At 71.1% G+C, this 17,583-nt stretch carries 13 protein-coding genes; 5 read left to right on the top strand and 8 right to left on the bottom strand.

Annotated elements, in window-relative coordinates; translation table 11 throughout:
• Nucleotides 1-113: 113 nt before the first annotated feature.
• From nth to BKD26_RS14625, 3 genes are all read left to right on the top strand, one after another.
• The gene (gene nth, locus BKD26_RS14635) at nt 114-1,013 is read left to right on the top strand and encodes an endonuclease III (RefSeq protein ID WP_084898264.1); all 900 of its coding nucleotides are present in this window, start codon (nt 114-116) and stop codon (nt 1,011-1,013) included.
• Between the two features lie 859 nt (nt 1,014-1,872).
• Nucleotides 1,873-2,511, top strand: a complete 639-nt coding sequence (locus BKD26_RS14630; RefSeq protein ID WP_241518679.1) for a CoA pyrophosphatase — start codon at nt 1,873-1,875, stop codon at nt 2,509-2,511.
• Nucleotides 2,512-2,595: 84 nt separating this feature from the next.
• Nucleotides 2,596-3,795: a MarP family serine protease gene (locus BKD26_RS14625; protein WP_179166539.1), complete on the top strand. Its 1,200-nt coding sequence runs from the start codon at nt 2,596-2,598 to the stop codon at nt 3,793-3,795.
• Nucleotides 3,796-4,018: 223 nt separating this feature from the next.
• Here the strand turns inward: BKD26_RS14625 and BKD26_RS41295 are convergent, their stop codons facing one another.
• The 6 genes from BKD26_RS41295 to BKD26_RS14595 all read right to left on the bottom strand — a co-directional run bounded on the left by BKD26_RS41295 (nt 4,019) and on the right by BKD26_RS14595 (nt 12,600).
• The gene (locus tag BKD26_RS41295) at nt 4,019-4,198 is read right to left on the bottom strand and encodes a hypothetical protein (RefSeq protein ID WP_084898261.1); all 180 of its coding nucleotides are present in this window, start codon (nt 4,196-4,198) and stop codon (nt 4,019-4,021) included.
• Nucleotides 4,199-4,372: 174 nt separating this feature from the next.
• Nucleotides 4,373-5,305: an alpha/beta hydrolase gene (locus tag BKD26_RS14615; RefSeq protein ID WP_084898260.1), complete on the bottom strand. Its 933-nt coding sequence runs from the start codon at nt 5,303-5,305 to the stop codon at nt 4,373-4,375.
• A complete protein-coding gene (locus BKD26_RS14610) occupies nt 5,302-5,808 on the bottom strand; it encodes a phage holin family protein (protein ID WP_084898259.1) in 507 nt (168 codons plus the stop codon). The genes BKD26_RS14615 and BKD26_RS14610 overlap by 4 nt, the downstream gene beginning before the upstream one ends.
• Before the next feature lie 40 nt (nt 5,809-5,848).
• The gene (gene nhaA, locus BKD26_RS14605; RefSeq protein WP_241518659.1) at nt 5,849-7,567 is read right to left on the bottom strand and encodes a Na+/H+ antiporter NhaA; all 1,719 of its coding nucleotides are present in this window, start codon (nt 7,565-7,567) and stop codon (nt 5,849-5,851) included.
• Between the two features lie 234 nt (nt 7,568-7,801).
• Entirely contained in the window at nt 7,802-9,787 is a 1,986-nt protein-coding gene (gene acs / locus BKD26_RS14600; protein WP_107417876.1) for an acetate--CoA ligase, read from the bottom strand.
• 218 nt (nt 9,788-10,005) lie between these two features.
• Nucleotides 10,006-12,600, bottom strand: coding sequence for a SulP family inorganic anion transporter (locus BKD26_RS14595; protein WP_241518658.1), 2,595 nt, complete (start codon nt 12,598-12,600; stop codon nt 10,006-10,008).
• A gap of 309 nt (nt 12,601-12,909) precedes the next feature.
• Between BKD26_RS14595 and BKD26_RS14590 the strand changes: the two genes are divergently transcribed.
• Entirely contained in the window at nt 12,910-14,295 is a 1,386-nt protein-coding gene (locus BKD26_RS14590) for a hypothetical protein (RefSeq protein WP_241518657.1), read from the top strand.
• Here the strand turns inward: BKD26_RS14590 and BKD26_RS14585 are convergent.
• Nucleotides 14,283-15,269, bottom strand: coding sequence for an ATP-binding protein (locus BKD26_RS14585; RefSeq protein WP_073756916.1), 987 nt, complete (start codon nt 15,267-15,269; stop codon nt 14,283-14,285). The genes BKD26_RS14590 and BKD26_RS14585 overlap by 13 nt on opposite strands.
• Before the next feature lie 113 nt (nt 15,270-15,382).
• Here BKD26_RS14585 and BKD26_RS14580 point away from each other — a divergent pair, with 113 nt between their 5' ends.
• Nucleotides 15,383-16,291 (top strand): oxidoreductase, encoded by a 909-nt coding sequence (locus tag BKD26_RS14580; protein WP_084898258.1) that lies wholly within the window; start codon nt 15,383-15,385, stop codon nt 16,289-16,291.
• A gap of 413 nt (nt 16,292-16,704) precedes the next feature.
• Here BKD26_RS14580 and BKD26_RS14575 read toward each other — a convergent pair whose 3' ends face one another.
• Complete coding sequence (locus BKD26_RS14575; RefSeq protein ID WP_084898257.1) at nt 16,705-17,535, bottom strand: HAD-IB family hydrolase; 831 nt, start codon at nt 17,533-17,535, stop codon at nt 16,705-16,707.
• Nucleotides 17,536-17,583 lie beyond the last annotated feature (48 nt).

The following is a 17,583-nucleotide window of genomic DNA, read 5'->3' as shown; positions in this document are numbered from 1 at the left end:
CCATGGCCGGGGCGGATGTCAGCGGTGGCGCTTAGGCTGGCCGGGTGTCCAATTCGCCGGTGAGAGCGCAGGCCGAGGGGGCCGGGAGAGTGTCAGGGGAACAGAATTCCGCTGTGGGCGAACAGGTGTCGCCCGCGCCAAGGAAAGCCGCAAAAGCGGGCAAAAAGGCGAAGGCGGCCAAGCCGGTAAAGGTGGCCGAGGTCGACGACCAGGCGCTGAAGAAGGCGCCGAGGCCGTGGAAGCCGGAATCGCGTCTGGCGATGGTCCGCCGCGCCCGCAAGATCAACCGTGAGCTGGCCGAGGTCTATCCGTACGCCCATCCCGAGCTCGACTTCCGCAACCCCTTCGAGCTGCTCGTCGCGACCGTCCTGTCGGCCCAGACGACCGACCTGCGGGTCAACCAGACGACACCCGCGCTGTTCGCGAAGTACCCGGCACCGGAGGACATGGCGGCGGCGGTTCCGGAGGAGCTGGAGGAGATCATTCGGCCGACCGGCTTCTTCCGCGCCAAGGCCAAGTCGCTGCTGGGCCTGTCCGCGGCCCTGCGGGACGACTTCGGAGGGCAGGTCCCCGGCCGCCTGGAGGACCTGGTGACCCTGCCGGGCGTGGGCCGCAAGACGGCGAACGTGGTGTTGGGCAACGCCTTCGGCGTACCGGGCATCACCGTGGACACGCACTTCGGCCGACTGGTCCGGCGGTGGAAGTGGACCGAGCAGGAGGACCCGGAGAAGGTCGAGGCGGAAATCTGCGCGATCTTCCCCAAGTCGGAGTGGACGATGCTCTCCCACCGGGTGGTGTTCCACGGCCGGCGCATCTGTCACTCCCGCAAGCCGGCCTGCGGTGCCTGCCCGGTCGCGCCGCTGTGCCCGGCGTACGGGGAGGGCGAGACGGACCCGGACAAGGCGAAGAAGCTCCTCAAGTACGAGATGGGCGGCTACCCGGGCCAGCGCCTGGCCCCGCCCCCGGACTACCCGGGCCGCCCGGCGGCGCCCCTGGGCGCCGGCGACGAGTGACGGAACGAACCAGTGGCTGGAACGCGTTGTGAAGCCGGGGGTGCCTATGACGCGCGCTGAAGAAGACACGCACAACCGCGGGGCCGACCGGACGGGCCGGCCCGCCGCCGCGCGCCCGGCGCCGGGCATCGAGCGCTCCGCCCCACGCAGCGCCGCCGCCCGCGCGCCCGGCAGCCCCCCGCCCACCCCCGCCCCGGCCGCTCCCACGCAGGGCGCCCGCCCGCCAGCGGCTCCCGCCTCGGGCGGGAGCCCGTCGGTTGGTCCCGTGCAGGGCGTCCGCTCGTCGGTTGGTGCCGCCTCGGGCGCCCGCTCGTCGGTTGGTCCCGCCCCGGGTGCCCACTCCTCGGCCGCTTCGGCGCCGAGCGGTTCCGCGCAGGGACGCACGGCAGCCGGTTCTCCCGCCCAGGGCGTTCACCCGTCGGCTGCTCCCGCCCCGGGCGCCCACCCGTCGGCCGCCTCCGGACCGCCGGCCCACTCCCCGGTCGCTCCAGCCCCGACCGTCCACCCTGCGGCCGCTGCCGCGCCGGGGCCTGTAGCAGCCGGTTCTTCCGCTCCGGCAGGTTCCGGATCCGGAACCGGGTCCTCGGCGGTTGGTTCTTCGGCGTCGGCGGGGTTCTCCACGCGGCGGGCCCGGCCGGCCGGAACCGTTGCCGGCGGCAGCGTCCCGGGCGCGGGCGCGCCGGGCAGCCCCGCGCCCGGGGTGGTCCCCGCGCGGGGGGATGCCGCGGCCGGGGCGAGGCCGGTGGCGACCGGGAGCGGGGCTCCCGGGGGAGCCGTTCCGGCCGGTGCGCGGAGGCGGGCCGGGCAGCCGGAGCCGCCCGCGAACCGGCTTGTACCGCCGGCCGTCAGCGACGAGGGGCTGCCCGACTGGCTCGAGCCGGTCGCCCGCGTATCGCGCGACATCGCGCCCGAGCAGCTCAGCCGCTTCCTGCCGCCCGAGCACGGCGGCCGCCAGTCCGCCGTGCTCGTCCTCTTCGGTGAGGGCGACCACGGCCCCGAGCTGCTGCTCATGGAGCGTGCCGGCAGCCTCCGCTCGCACGCCGGGCAGCTGTCCTTCCCCGGCGGCGCCCTCGACCCCGAGGACGGCGACCCGGAGGCCGACGGCCTGTTGCGCGCCGCGCTGCGCGAGGCCGAGGAGGAGACGGGCCTCGACCCCACCGGCGTACAGATCTTCGGCGTGCTGCCCCGGCTCTACATCCCCGTCAGCGGCTTCGTCGTGACTCCCGTCCTCGGCTGGTGGCGCTCCCCGAGCCCCTTCCACGCCGTCGATCCGGCCGAGACGGCCCGTGTCTTCACCGTCCCCGTGGCGGATCTCACGGATCCGGCCAACCGCGCCACGACCGTCCACCCCAGTGGCCACCGCGGCCCGGCATTTCTGGTCGAATCGGCCCTGGTCTGGGGTTTCACGGCCGGTGTGATCGACCGGATCCTCCACTTCGCCGGCTGGGAGCGACCCTGGGACCGGGAGAAGCAGGTCCCGCTCGACTGGCGCTCATGACAGGCTGACCTGTGCTCGGCGGCCGTAACGCGGCCGATTGGGGCGACTGGGGCGACCGGAGACGAATCTGCGAGGCTAATGACGGTGAACGTGCTGGACATTCTGCTGCTGGTCGCCGCCGTGTGGTTCGCGATCGTGGGGTACCGCCAAGGATTCGTCGTCGGCATCCTGTCGGTGATCGGCTTCCTCGGCGGCGGACTCGTCGCGGTCTACCTGCTCCCCCTCGCCTGGGGGCCGCTGACGGGCGACGCCAAGGTGTCGACGACCGCCGCGATCGTCGCCGTCGTCATCGTGATCGTCTGCGCCTCGGTGGGCCAGGCCTTCACCACCCACCTCGGCAACAAGCTGCGCCGCCACATCACCTGGTCGCCCGCCCGCGCGCTCGACGCCACCGGCGGCGCCCTCGTCAACGTGGTGGCCATGCTGCTCGTGGCGTGGCTGCTCGGCTCTTTCCTGGCCCAGACCACCCTGCCGACCATCGGCAAGGAGGTCCGCAGCTCCAAGGTGCTGCTCGGCGTGGACCGGGCGCTGCCCGGGCAGGCCGACACCTGGTTCACCGACTTCTCCTCGGTCCTCAAGCAGAACGGCTTCCCGCAGGTCTTCAGCCCCTTCGCCAACGAGCCGATCACCGAGGTCCGCGCCCCGGACCCGGCGCTCGCCGGCAGCCCCGTTGCCGCGCGCGCCAAGAGCTCCATCGTCAAGGTCGTCGGCACGGCACCGAGCTGCGGCAAGGTCCTCGAAGGCACCGGCTTCGTCTTCGCCGAGCGCCGCGTGATGACCAACGCCCATGTCGTCGGCGGGGTCGACGAGCCGACCGTCCAGATAGGCGGCGAGGGCAGGCGGTACGACGCGAAGGTCGTCCTGTACGACTGGCAGCGCGACATCGCCGTACTGGACGTACCGGACCTCAAGGCCAAGCCGCTCCGGTTCACGGACGCGGACGCGCGCAGCGGTGACAACGCGATCGTCGCGGGCTTCCCGGAGAACGGCGCGTACGACGTCCGCTCCGCGCGCGTGCGCGGCCGGATCAACGCCAACGGCCCGGACATCTACCACCGCGGTGAGGTCCGCCGCGATGTGTACTCGCTGTACGCGACGGTCCGCCAGGGCAACTCCGGCGGCCCACTGCTCACGGCGGACGGCAGGGTGTACGGGGTCATCTTCGCGAGGTCCCTGGACGACCCGGACACCGGCTACGCCCTGACGGTCGACGAAATCCGCCAGGACATCGAGCTCGGCCGGACCGCCAACCAGCAGGTCGACAGCCAGGGCTGCGCGCTCTGACGGGCCGCGCGACCCCGGCGCCGCGCGCTCCGACCGGTTGCGCGGCCCCGACGGCTGCGCGCTCCGACGGGCTACTCGGCCCCTACAGGCCGCGCGTGCCTTGACCGGCTGCGCGTACGGACGCTGGGCGCCCTCACCGGCCGCGTACTCCGGCCGGCGCCGTCACCGTACGAGCCCTGGCCGCGCCGTCAGCGTACGAGCCCTGGCCGGCGTCCCGCCGGCCCTAGCCGCGTGTATGCCGCAGGCGCGCGGAGACCCAGCGGGCCCGGCGGCGGAGGATGCGGGAGATCCCGAGGCGGGGGTCCGGCCCCTGGCCGGCCGGTGGGCCGCTCCTCGGGGGAATCGGCGCAGAGGCCGAGCGGCGGTTCCGTGCTGCGTCAGCGTAGTCGTGCGTCCAGCCCATACCCCGACGTCTGCCCGGGCCCCAAGGTCGGTAACCGCCCCGGGGCCCGCCAATTGGCCTATGCGGCGGGCAATTGGCTGTTCGTCATACAACCCGTTCGTCGCGCACCCGTGCGACCGCCCGACCGGTGGCTCCCGGTGCCGTCAACCGTGGCTCTCGGTGCCACGGCCGGGATCAGCGGTCCGGCTCGGGGTCCTTGAGCCAGCTGATGAGCTCCGTCGAGAACGCCGCCGGGTCCTCCTCATGAGGGAAGTGGCCCAGACCGTCGAACAGCCGCCACCTGTACGGGGCTTCCACGTACTCGCCCGACCCCGCCGCGCTGCGCGTCCGCATCGCCGGGTCCAGGGAGCCGTGCAGATGCAGCGTCGGCACTCGCACGGGCCGCTTCATACGGCGGTTGAACTGGATCCCGTCCGGGCGGGCCAGCGACCGCACCATCCACCGGTACGGCTCGATCGAGCAGTGCGCCGTCGACGGGATCGTCATAGCCCGCCGGTAGGCCGCGATCGCGTCCTCGGCCGGCTGCTGTCCCGGCCCGGACCAGTCGCGGATCAGCCGCCCCACCAACGCCGCGTCGTCCGCGACGAGCTGACGCTCGGGCAGCCACGGCCGCTGGAAGCCCCATACGTACGAACCGGCGCGCGACTGCGAGAAGTCCGACAGCATCGCCGAACGCCACCGCCGAGGGTGCGGCATCGACGAGACGGCCAGCCGGCGCACCAGCTTCGGCCGCATCACCGCCGCCGTCCACGCCAGGTACCCGCCCAGGTCGTGCCCGACGAGCGCCGCGTCCGGCTCGCCGAGCGACCGCACCACGCCCGTGATGTCGAGCGCCAGGTTCGCCGGGTCGTAACCCCGAGGCGTACGGTCGCTGCCGCCCACGCCCCGAAGGTCCATCGCGACCGCCCGGAACCCGGCGTCGGCGAGCGCCGGCAGCTGGTGCCGCCACGTCCACCAGAACTGCGGGAAGCCGTGCAGCAGCAACACCAGCGGGCCGTCGCCCATCTCGGCGATATGGAAGCGCGCCCCATTGGCCGCCACGTCGCGATGTGTCCAGGGACCATCGATCCGTACGGGGCTGCCGGTGTTGCTCTCAGGGACGGTCATGCAGACGAGCGTGCCACAACCTCGGCCTCGTCCTTGACCGGAAGGGCGGGACGAACCGGACGGGATGAGCCGGCGAGGGAGGTCTCACGCGGGTGCGGCTTCGCGTTGCCCAGCACGGCGGCCGTCTGCTTGGCCGAGGCGATGGACCGCTCCGGCGGCTTGACCTTCTTGAACTTGGACACCGCCAGCACCGCCAGCAGCCCCGCCAGCAGCAGATACGCGCCGCCGACGATCAGGAAGGACCAGGCGAGTCCGAGCCCCAGGTTGTGGATGCCGTACGCGGCGGCGAAGCTCAGCACCGGCAGCGAGAAGAGCGCGAAGACGCCCGCGACGCTGATGGCCGCACCGCCCATCACGCCGCGCTTGACGTCCTGTCGCAGTTCGGCCTTGGCCAGCGCGATCTCGTCGTGCACCAGCGCGGACATCTCGGCGGTCGCCGAGGCGACCAGCTGGCCGAGACTGCGCTCGGCGCCGGGTCCACCATTGTCGGCGGGGTAGCTCATCGTCTCGCTCCCTCTTCTTCTCCTACGGTCCGACCTCAGATCATGCCGGACGGTCGCCGTCCGTGCGCGATGCCCCCGCCAGTTCGGCCGCCTCGGCCGACTGAGAGGCGGCCGCCTCGGCCAGCCGCCGGTGCTCGGCGGCCTTCTTTTCGTGGATCTCCGCCATCCGCAGGTGGTACGCCGGGTCGTGCTGTTCGTACACGTCCGGTATGCCGTCCATGTCCTCGTCGCGCTCCTCCTCCGCGAGCAGCGCCTGATACCTGCGCACCCGCAGCTTCAGCAGGATCGCGGCGAGTACGGCGGCGATGAGCGAGCCCATCAGGACGGCCGCCTTGACCTCGTCGGTGAGTGCCGTGTCCCCGGCGAAGGCCAGCTCGCCGATGAGCAGCGAGACGGTGAAGCCGATGCCCGCGAGCGTGGCGACGGCGAAGAGGTCGGACCAGGTGAGGTCCTCGTTGAGTTCGGCTTTGGTGAAGCGGGCCGCCAGCCACGTACCACCGAAGATGCCGATGGCCTTGCCGACCACCAGGCCCAGCACCACACCGAGGGTCTCGGGCCTGGTGAAGACGTCGGCCAGCGCGCCGCCGGAGACGGACACGCCCGCCGAGAACAGCGCGAACAGCGGCACGGCGAACCCGGCAGACAGGGGCCGCACCAGGTGCTCGATGTGCTCGCCCGGGGAGTGCTTCTCGCCGTCGCGGCGGGTGCAGCGCAGCATCAGGCCCATGGCGACACCGGCGATGGTGGCGTGGACGCCGCTGTTGTACATCAGGCCCCAGATGGCCACGGCCAGCGGCACGTACACGTACCAGCCGCGCACGCCCGTGCGCAGCAGCACCCAGAAGACGACGAGGCCGGCGACGGCGCCGCCGAGCGCCACGAAGTTCAGATCGCTGGTGAAGAAGACCGCGATGATCAGGATGGCGAACAGGTCGTCGACGACGGCCAGGGTGAGGAGGAAGGCGCGGAGCGCGGACGGCAGCGAGGTGCCGATGACGGCGAGGACGGCGAGGGCGAAGGCGATGTCGGTGGCGGTCGGCACCGCCCAGCCGTCCATGGAGCCGCCCCCGGTGACGTTGACCAGGACGTATACGAGTGCAGGGGCGATCATTCCGCAGAGCGCGGCGATCACGGGGAGGGCGGCCGCCTTCGGGTCGCGCAGCTCGCCGGCGACCAGCTCGCGCTTGAGCTCGATGCCGGCGACGAAGAAGAAGACGGCCAGCAGTCCGTCGGCCGCCCAGTGCTGGAGGGAGAGGTCGAGGCCGAGGGCGGCCGGGCCTATGTGGAAGTCGCGTACGGCCGCGTAACTGCCGCTGATCGGGGTGTTCGCCCAGACGAGGGCGGCGATGGCGGCGAGCAGGAGCAGGACGCCGCCCACGGTCTCCGCGCGCAACGCGTCCGCGATGTACGTCCGCTCGGGGAGGGAGAGGCGGCCGAGGAACGTGCGCGGGCGCGAGGTCGTGGCGCCGACGGCGGGCGGGCCGCCGCGCGTGAGCGATACGCCGCCGGTGCTGGGCGTGGCCGGGCTGCCGGGGCCGGGCGCAGGCGGGCCGCTGGGCGTGGCGCCGCTGGACGTGGCCGGGCTGCTGGGCGTGGCGCCGCCGGGGTCGGGCGTGGCCGGGCTGCTGGGCGTGGCGCCGCCGGGGTCGGGCGTGGCCGGGCTGCTGGGCGTGGCGCCGCCGGGGTCGGGCGAGGCGCCGGAGTTGGGCGTGGGCGGCGTGCCGGCGTTGGGCGGGGTGTTCGGGTTGGGCGCGGCCACGGTGGCGGACCTCCGGTTGGTCGTTCGGCGGGCATGGCGAAACACATGCCGACCAGACTTCCCGGCGCACCCTGAGACTCGTGTCGTTGAATCGTATTGTCGTGTTGTTGACGCGGTCCCCACACCCTACCCGGCGTGCGCGAGGGCATATCCGGTGAATGTCACCTTATGCGCGAAGAGGGCATCCGGCGCGTCGTCGCCGGATGCCCTCTTCGGTGGTGGCTGGTACGCCGATCAGTCCTCGCTGGAGGCGGTCGGCAGCTTGGACTGGATCAGGTCCATGACGGACGAGTCCGTGAGCGTGGTGACGTCACCCAGCTGGCGGTTCTCCGCCACGTCCCGCAGCAGACGGCGCATGATCTTGCCGGAGCGCGTCTTGGGCAGCTCGGCCACCGGAAGGATCCGCTTGGGCTTGGCGATCGGACCGAGGGTCGCGCCCACGTGGTTGCGCAGGTCGGCCACGAGGGTCTCGTCCTCGCTCGCCGTACCGCGCAGGATCACGAACGCCACGATCGCCTGGCCGGTCGTCTCGTCGGCCGCGCCCACGACCGCCGCCTCGGCGACCTTCGGGTGCGAGACGAGCGCCGACTCCACCTCGGTGGTGGAGATGTTATGGCCGGAGACCAGCATGACGTCGTCCACGCGGCCGAGCAGCCAGATGTCGCCGTCGTCGTCCTTCTTGGCGCCGTCACCCGCGAAGTACTTGCCCTGGAAGCGGGACCAGTAGGTGTCGATGAACCGCTGGTCGTCGCCCCAGATGGTGCGCAGCATCGACGGCCACGGCTCGGTGAGGACCAGGTAGCCGCCTCCGCCGTTGGGCACCTCGTTCGCCTCGTCGTCGACGACGGTGGCGGAGATGCCGGGCAGCGGCGTCTGCGCGGAGCCCGGCTTGGTCGCGGTGACGCCCGGCAGCGGCGAGATCATCATCGCGCCGGTCTCGGTCTGCCACCAGGTGTCCACGATCGGGGTCTTGCCGCCGCCGATGTTCTCCCGGTACCAGATCCACGCCTCGGGGTTGATCGGCTCACCGACCGACCCGAGGACGCGCAGCGACGACAGGTCGAACTTGGCAGGGATGTCGTCGCCCCACTTCATGAACGTACGGATGGCGGTGGGCGCGGTGTAGAGGATCGTGACGCCGTACTTCTGGACGATCTCCCAGAACCGGCCCTGGTGCGGGGTGTCCGGCGTGCCCTCGTACATCACCTGCGTCGCACCGTTGGCCAGCGGCCCGTACACGATGTACGAGTGGCCCGTCACCCAGCCGATGTCGGCGGTGCACCAGTAGACGTCCGTCTCCGGCTTGAGGTCGAAGACCGCGTGGTGCGTGTACGCCGCCTGGGTGAGGTATCCGCCGGAGGTGTGCAGGATGCCCTTGGGCTTACCCGTCGTACCGGATGTGTAGAGGATGAAGAGCGGGTGCTCCGCGTCGAACGCTTCGGGGGTGTGCTCGGTGGACTGGCGGGCGACGATGTCGTCCCACCACACGTCCCGGCCCTCGGTGAACGCGGTGTCCTGGCCGGTACGGCGCACCACCAGGACGTGCTCGACCTGCGGGCACTTGGCGACCGCCTCGTCGATGGCCGGCTTGAGCGCGGAGGGCTTGCCGCGCCGGTAGCCGCCGTCGGCGGTGATGACCAGCTTGGCGTCGGCGTCCTGGATGCGGGAGGCGACGGCGTCGGCCGAGAAGCCGCCGAAGACGACCGAGTGCGCGGCACCGATACGGGCACAGGCCAGCATGGCGACGGCGGCCTCGGGGATCATCGGCATGTACACCGCGACCCGGTCACCCTTACGGACGCCCAATTCGGTGAGCGCGTTGGCCGCCTTGGAGACCTCGTCCTTGAGCTCGGCGTACGTAATGGCCCGGCTGTCGCCCGGCTCGCCCTCGAAGTGGATGGCGACCCGGTCGCCGCGCCCCGCCTCGACGTGCCGGTCCACGCAGTTGTACGCCACGTTGAGCTTGCCGTCGGCGAACCACTTCGCGAAGGGCGGGTTCGACCAGTCGAGGATCTCGGTCGGCTCGGTGGCCCAGCTGAGCCGACGCGCCTGCTCGGCCCAGAAGCCGAGCCTGTCCGCCTTGGCCTGCTCGTACGCGGCCGCCGTCACGTTGGCGTTCGCGGCCAGCTCCGCGGGCGGTGCGAATCGCCGCTCCTCCTTCAGAAGTCCCCCAGAGGGGGCGCCCCCAACCAGGCTTTCGTTGCTCACGACATCTCCCATTCCCAGGGCGTCCGATGTGTCCCAGCCCATAGCTCATCAGTCGGATGCCCAGGTGACAAGAGCATCCGGCCAATTGGTTTAGACCTGTTGAGGGGCGGAACCGGGTGGTCAAGTGACCCCTCCTCCCCGGGCGGTGGGGAGAAGGGGTCACCGCCCCTTTCCACGGACGAGGCGCCCCGAAGGTTCAGGGCGGCCGGGCCGAGGTCCTGGCAGGGCTGTCAGGCCGGCGCCCCCTCCCTGGGTGAGGGCCGGGAAGGTGGCCGGGCGGGTGCGGGGGAGGGCTTGGGCGAAGGCGCTGGGGAGGGTGGATGGGAGGAGGTGGGGTAGGACGCGCGGCTCGGCTTCGGCTGGGGGGACGGGGCCACCCAGTGGAAGACGAGGCTCTCCCCGTTCTCCCGAGCGCCGCCCGTGCGCGTGTCGCGGCCGTTTCCGTTCCCGGTCCCGCTGCCGTTCCCGTACTCAGTCCCGTTCCCGTTCTCAGGCCCGGTGTCGGGTTCGGGGTCCGACAGGAGATACGCCTGCGCCTCACCCACGTGGAAATACATGCCGTGCAGCTCCAGCGTGCCCTCCGCGAGCCGCCGTGCCACGGCTTCGTGGGCCTTCAGGTGTTCCAGTTGCTGGACGACATTGGTGAGGCACAGCTGCTCGGCCGCATCGGCCGGCAGTCTGCCCGCTCCGTCTCCGGACGGGCCTCCGGACAGCCGGGCCCAGGTGCGGTGCGTGCTCTTCATCCGCTCCAGGCTGGGCAGCCCGTGTCGCAGCCAGCGTCGCAGTGGCGTATCGGGGGCGTCCGGGTTGCCGCTCAGCAGGGTCTGCATCGCCCCGCAGTCCGAGTGCCCGCACACGGTGATGGACTGCACGCGCAGGACCTCCACCGCGTACTCGATCGCGGCGGCCACGGAGTCGTCCCCGCTCTCCGCGCCCGGCAGCGGCACCAGATTGCCGACGTTCCGCACCGTGAACAGGTCGCCGGGGCCGCTGGCCGTGATCATGCTGGTGACCAGTCGGGAGTCGGCGCACGTCAGGAAGAGCTGCGACGGTCGCTGGCCCTCCCGCGCGAGTCTGGCCAGCTCGTCGCGTACCAGTGGAGCCGTATCGCGCTGGAAGGAGCTGAGCCCGCTGGCCAGCTGATGCCCCTTCACGTACCGCTCGGCGTCCGTGGCGGGGTGTTCGCCGCAGTGGTGGTTGCGCCACGGTGTCCACGGGCGGCAGCAGGCATGCGCGCCCGCGCCGGGTTCGGCGATCCGCACACCGGTGCGGCCGGTCATCTCGACCTGTCCGCCCCGGACCACATGGGACATCTGCCAGTCCTGCAAGGTTTCGTAGGCGGCGTGGTCCATGAAGGACCCGTCCAATTCGACGACGGCCTTCGCCCCCTGGGGGATCTGGTGCAGTGCCCGGCTCAGCCGGGGCACGGCGAGAAAGGTCAGCTGACCTCGTACCCGGATGTGTTCGACGCCGCCCTTGGTCTCCCTGGTGATCCGCGTCCTCGTCAGCCGGTGCATGGCGACACCGCTGGCAACGAGGATGCCGAGCGCCACGCCCTCCAGGATCCCGATGAGGACGACCCCGGACACCGTCACGGCGTAGACCATCACTTCGCGGTGGCGGGTGACGCTGCGGATGTGGGTGATGCTCACCATCTGGATGCCGATCACCATGACGAGTGCGGCCAGCGCGGGCAGCGGGATCAGATCCAGGACGGGTACGAGGACGAGGGCGGCCAGCACCACCCACAGGCCGTGCAGCATCGTGGAGTTACGGCTCACCGCGCCCGCCGACACATTGGCCACGCTGCGTACGGCGACGCCCGCGACCGGCAGCCCGCCGAGCGCTCCGGACACGATGTTCGCCGTTCCTTGCCCGGCCAGCTCCCGGTCGAGGTTGGAGCGCGGCACATGGGTCGTCGCATCCTTGCGGGCGGCCACCAGCTTGTCGACGGCGACGGCCGACAGCAGTGACTGGACGCTGGTGACGAGCGTGATGGTCAGGACGCCGGTGGCGATGCCGAGAACGGGTCCCTCGGGCAGCCCTGGCAGCGCGTGACTGCTCCAGGAGGGCAGGTCCACACGGGGTACGCCGATCCCGGCGGCGACGGCCAGTATCGTCGCGGCGGCCACGGCGGTGAGCGCGGCCGGCACCTTCCGCAGCCCACGCCCGACCCGCCCGGGAAGCCGTGGCCACGCCAGCAGGACGACGACGGTCACCGCGCTCACGGACACGGCGGCCGTGTGCAGGCCGGCCAACTGGGCGGGGAGGCCCCGGACGTTGTCCACGGCGGAGCTCTGCGGCGTACCACCGAGGACGACGTGGAGCTGGGCGAGGGCGATGGTGACACCGATGCCGGCCACCATGCCGTGCACGATCGCCGGGGACACGACGAGGGCCGAGCGCGCCACCCGCAGCGCGGACAGCGCGAGCTGGGCGAGCCCGGCCAGGACGGTGATGGCGCACGTGGTGCGCCAGCCGTACTTCTGGATGAGCTCGGCGGTGACCAGCGTCAGCCCGGCGGCGGGCCCGCTGACCTGGAGCGGTGAGCCACCGAACCGGCCGGCGACGATGCCGCCGACGGCGGCGGCCACCAGGCCGGCCTGGAGCGGCGCGCCGGTGGCTAGCGCGATGCCGAGGGAGAGCGGCAACGCGATGAGGAACACGACGATGGAGGCCGACACGTCGGCGCCCGCGACCCGGAACCGGCGACGGTCCCCTGGCGGCGGGCTGTGCGGCCGCTTGAACCGGGGGCTCCCGGCAGTGCGGAACGCACGGCCGGTGCGGTCGGTCTGGTTGGTGCGGGCCGGGATGCAGGCAGTCATGGTTCCCGTCTCCTCCGGGGCGGCGCGGTCGCGGTACGTGCGGGTGGAACGAACGTGGGGCGCGGCCGTGGGTCACGGCGTGCAGCGGCGGGAGTATGCCAACTCTCTGTAAACAGATCGTAATGCAGAGTAAAGACTCCGGCATTATTTTCGATGCAAAAGGGGCAATGTTTCATCCCATTCAGTGATTAATCGTTCTAGTACGGCTTGTCGTATCTTCACATCCCCTTCCGTGGTGCGACGTTGACGGCGCTCGCGCTCGCACTCGCAACAGAGACCTCCGTGGACCACGAGAAGGGTGGGCGGAACATGGCCGCCACGAAGAAGACCGCCACGCACGGAATCCCCGCTCGGAAGAGCCCCGCCCGGAAGGGCCCCGCGCGCGGGGCCACCCGGCGGGGGCTGGCCGCGCACAGGGCCGTCACGTGCAGGTTTCCCGTCACCACGGTGGCGCTCGCGGCCGGGGCGGCGGTGGCGCTGGTGGCCGGGCTCGCCGGATGTGCCGGTCCCGACGAGGCCACCAAGGGCGCGGCCGGCCCCGAGCGGGGCGCGGCGCCCAAGAGCGTGGTCCGCCTCATCGGCGACGGCTCGACCGCCTACACCGGCACCCAGCCCGGTCTGCACAAGCCGCAGCGCCTCAAGCCCGGCCAGAAGCCACCGCAGTTCGTGGTCTTCTCCTGGGACGGCGCAGGGGAGGACAGCCAGAAGCTCTTCTCCCGCTTCCGCGAGGTGGGCAGGAAGTACGGCGCGACGATGACGTACTTCCTCAGCGGCGTCTATCTGCTGCCGGAGGAGAAGTCGACGCTGTACGACCCGCCCGGCCATGCCCCGGGCCGCTCAGACATCGGCTTCAACGACACCGGGGGTATCCGTGACACCGTGCGCGAACTGCGCGGCGCCTGGCAGGAGGGCAACGAGATCGGCACCCACTTCAACGGCCACTTCTGCGGCCCGGAGAGCGGTGTCGGCACCTGGTCGGTCGAGGACTGGAAGAGCGAGATCTCCCAGGCCAGATCCTTCGTCAAGAACTGGAAGACGAACTCCGGCCTGACGTCGGAGAAGCCGCTGCCGTTCGACTACGACACGGAGCTCATCGGCGCCCGAACGCCCTGCCTGGAGGGCAGGGAGAACCTCCTCCGCGCCGCGAGCGAGCTCGGCTGGCGCTACGACACCAGCGGCATCAACAACCAGGTGTGGCCCGGGAAGGACCGGGGCCTGTGGGACCTCTCGCTCCAGATGATCCCCATCCCGGGGCGGTCCTTCGAGACGCTGTCCATGGACTACAACTTCATGGTCAACCAGTCCGGGACGGCCAAGGGCGCGCCGTCCATGCACCAGTACTGGGGCGACCAGTTCCGCGACGGGATGCTGCAGGCCTTCGACCGCGCGTACAACGGCAACCGCGCTCCGCTGATCATCGGCAACCACTTCGAGTCCTGGAACGGCGGCACGTACATGCGCGCCATCGAGGAGACGATCGCGGAGGTCTGCGTCCGCAGTGAGGTGCGGTGCGTGTCGTTCCGGCAGCTCGCCGACTGGCTGGACGCCCAGGAGCCTGCCGTGCTGGCCAAGCTGCGGACCCTGAAGGTCGGCGAGGCTCCGAAGGACGGCTGGACGGCTTTCCTCGCCGCCCGGCCGACCGCCGCCGCCTCGCCCGCTGCCCCGTCCGCCGCCACCCGCCGTCAGGCGGGCTGAACGGCGTCGAGTCCCTCACCGAGTACGAAGCCGGGGTCGACCTGCGCGGCCAGGTCGGCGCCCGTCTTCGCGTTGCCCCAGCTCTCCGCGTTCTTCAGGTGGAAGTGCACCATCTGGCGCGTGTAGCGCTCCCAGTCGCGGAACCGGTACGAGTCTTCCGCGGCGTTCTGCAAGGACTGCAGCGCCATCCGGTTGTCGGCCTCCAGCAACTCGAAGCGCGCCGGGCGGCCCTTCTCCATCGAGCGCACCCAGTCCGAGTGGCCGACCGTGACGAGCAGGTCGTCCCCGATCTCCTCACGGAGGAAGTCGACGTCCTCCATGCCCTGCACCTTGTTGCCGACGACCCTGAGCGTGACGCCGAAGTCGCGTGCGTACTCCTTGTACTGGCGGTAGACGGAGACGCCCTTGCGGGTCGGCTCGGCCACCAGGAACGTCATGTCGAAACGGGTGAACATCCCGGACGCGAACGAGTCGGAGCCGGCCGTCATGTCGACGACGACGTACTCGTCGGCACCGTCGACCAGGTGGTTCAGGCACAGCTCGACCGCCCCGACCTTGGAGTGGTAGCAGGCCACGCCGAGGTCGGACTCGGTGAACGGCCCGGTCGCCATCAGCCTGATCTCGCCGTCGTCCAGCAGTACGGGGCGGGCGCACGCCTCGTAGATCGGGTTGCTCTCACGGATGCGCAGCAGCCGGGACCCCTCACCCGGCGGAGTCGTCTTGATCATCGTCTCGGGGGAGGGGATCCGCGGGTTGGTGCCGCGCAGATACTCCTTGATCAGCGGCAGGTGAGCGCCCATCGCCGGCAGCGCGGCCGCTTCGGCCTCGTCGAGGCCGAGGGCGGCGCCGAGGTGCTGGTTGATGTCGGCGTCCACGGCGAGGACGGGGGCCTCATTGGCGACCAGGTGGCGGATGAAGAGCGAGGACAGCGTGGTCTTTCCGCTGCCGCCCTTCCCTACGAAAGCGATCTTCATGTTCAGATAGCGTAGCGGTGCGTAGTGGGCTGCTTGCGTGAAGTCGCCAGGATGTATGAGGAACGCCACTCCAAGGTGGGGGCCGGATGCCCGGGCGCGTAGCCTCCCTACTTATGAGTACGAATCCCGCTGACCCCCTGGTCGCGCTGGGCGCGCTGCCCGGCGTGCCCGCTGCCGTGGACTCCGTTCGCAAGGCCGTCGACCGGGTCTACGGGCACCGTGTGATGCGGCGCCGCAGCAATGAGGTGACCTCGGAGGCGGCGCTGCGCGGCGCGCGCGCCTCGGCGGCCCTGTCCGGTGCGGACTGGGCGCTGGAGGAAGTGCGTCGGCGTACCGACTTCAGTGGTGACGAGGAGGCGCGCACGGTCGGTGCCGCGCTGCGTCTGAGCGCTGAGGCCGGGCAGCTCCTGTCGATCTGGCGGCAGTCGCCGATGCGGGTGCTGGCCCGGCTCCACCTGGTCGCGGCGGGCGATCCCGGCAGGTCGGCCGGTGCTGTGACCGGCTCGGCGGCCCCGGCGGCAGGTTCGGCTGCCGACTCGGTGGCCGACTCGGTGGCCGGCTCGGTGGCCGACTCGGTGGGGCGGCCACGGCGGGACGGTGAGCCTGTCGACGAACCGCTGATCCAGGCGCCGCTGCCGGATGCCACCGAGGTCGCCGGCCGGCTGGAGGGGCTGTCCGACCTGATCGTCGCGGGCAGCTCGGCCCCGGCGCTGGTGACGGCCGCGGTGGTGCACGGCGAGTTGCTGGCGCTGCGGCCCTTCACCTCGTACAGCGGACTGGTGGCGCGGGCGGCCGAGCGCATCGTGCTGATCGGCAGCGGGCTGGACCCCAAGGCGATCTGCCCGGCCGAGGTGGGCCACGCCGAACAGGGGCGGGCCGCGTACGTCGCGGCGTTCGAGGGCTATCTGTCCGGTACGCCGGAGGGCATGGCGGCATGGATCGCGCACTGCGGGCGCGCGGTGGAACTCGGCGTCCGGGAGTCGACCGCGGTGTGCGAGGCGCTCCAGCGCGGCGCGGCGTAGGAGGGCTTCGAACAGGGTTGCGGCGGTACCGCAGGAGGGTACCGCCGCTGGCACGTCCGCAGAGTTACCATGCGTCCTCGATATGTGCCCATCAGGCGGGGACTTTGCCCTACGCCTGGTGCGGCTGGCCCGTAATCGACGGGTCGACGTCGCGTGGGTGCTCAGCTTCCGTGCTGTTCGGTCCGTGGGGCCTTCTTGCTCAACAGGTAATCCTTTCGGATGTCCTCGGTCTCGCGGGCCGTTAAGTCCTTTGTACTACCGTCCGGGGTGATGCGAAAGCCCTGGCTCCACTTTTTACTTTTGGGGTCGCATACCCGTTACGCGGCCCTGTCGATGCCCCGCTTACTCCTTACCCGCACCTTATGCGGGGTTCTCGGTGATTTAGGTGTCAATGTTCGGTTGAGCGGGTGCCCTCAGGCCGACTGCCGACGCCGGCTGGCGTACCAGACGAGCCCGGCCGTGGCTGCCGCCGCACCCACGGCCGCTGCCGCGACGAGCGCGGGGCGCGGTGGCATCCGGAAAGCGGGCAGGCGCTGCTTCAGCCGGACGGGGCGGTTGAAGACGAGAACCGGCCAGTCGCGTGCGGCCGCCTCGCGGCGCAGCGCACGGTCTGGATTGACCACGTACGGGTGGCCCACGGTCTCCAGCATCGGAAGGTCGGTGGCCGAATCGCTGTAGGCGTAGCAGCGCGAGAGGTCGTACCCCTCCGTTTCGGCCAGTTCGCGGATCGCTGCCGCCTTGGTGGGTCCGTAGGCGTAGTACTCCACCTCCCCCGTGAAGCAGCCGTCGTCGCCGACGACCATCCGTGTCGCCACGACCCGGTCGGCCCCGAGGAGCTCGCCGATGGGTTCCACCACCTCGGCACCGGAGGTGGAGACGATCACGACGTCCCGGCCGGCGGCGTGGTGCTCCTCGATAAGGGACGCCGCCTCGTCGTAGATGATCGGGTCGATCAGGTCGTGCAGGGTCTCGGCGACCAGCTCCCTGACCTGCTGGACGTTCCAGCCCTTGCAGAGCGCGGAGAGGTACTCGCGCATCCGCTCCATCTGCTCGTGGTCGGCGCCGCCGGCCAGGAAGACGAACTGGATGTAGGCAGTCCGCAGTACGGCGCGGCGGTTGATCAGACCGCCTTGGTAGAAGGACTTGCTGAAGGTCAACGTCGATGACTTCGCAATGACCGTCTTGTCCAGGTCAAAGAAGGCTGCTGTGCGCGGCAAGGAGTGGTTTTCCACGAGCCCGAGCATAGGTGCCCGCCATTCGGCGTACGCTGGGGCGTGTGGGTTTGCCTGAGA

Source organism: Streptomyces sp. CB03238 (genome assembly GCF_002099185.1).
GTDB lineage: Bacteria > Actinomycetota > Actinomycetes > Streptomycetales > Streptomycetaceae > Streptomyces.
This window is presented reverse-complemented; position numbering and strand designations above follow the sequence as displayed.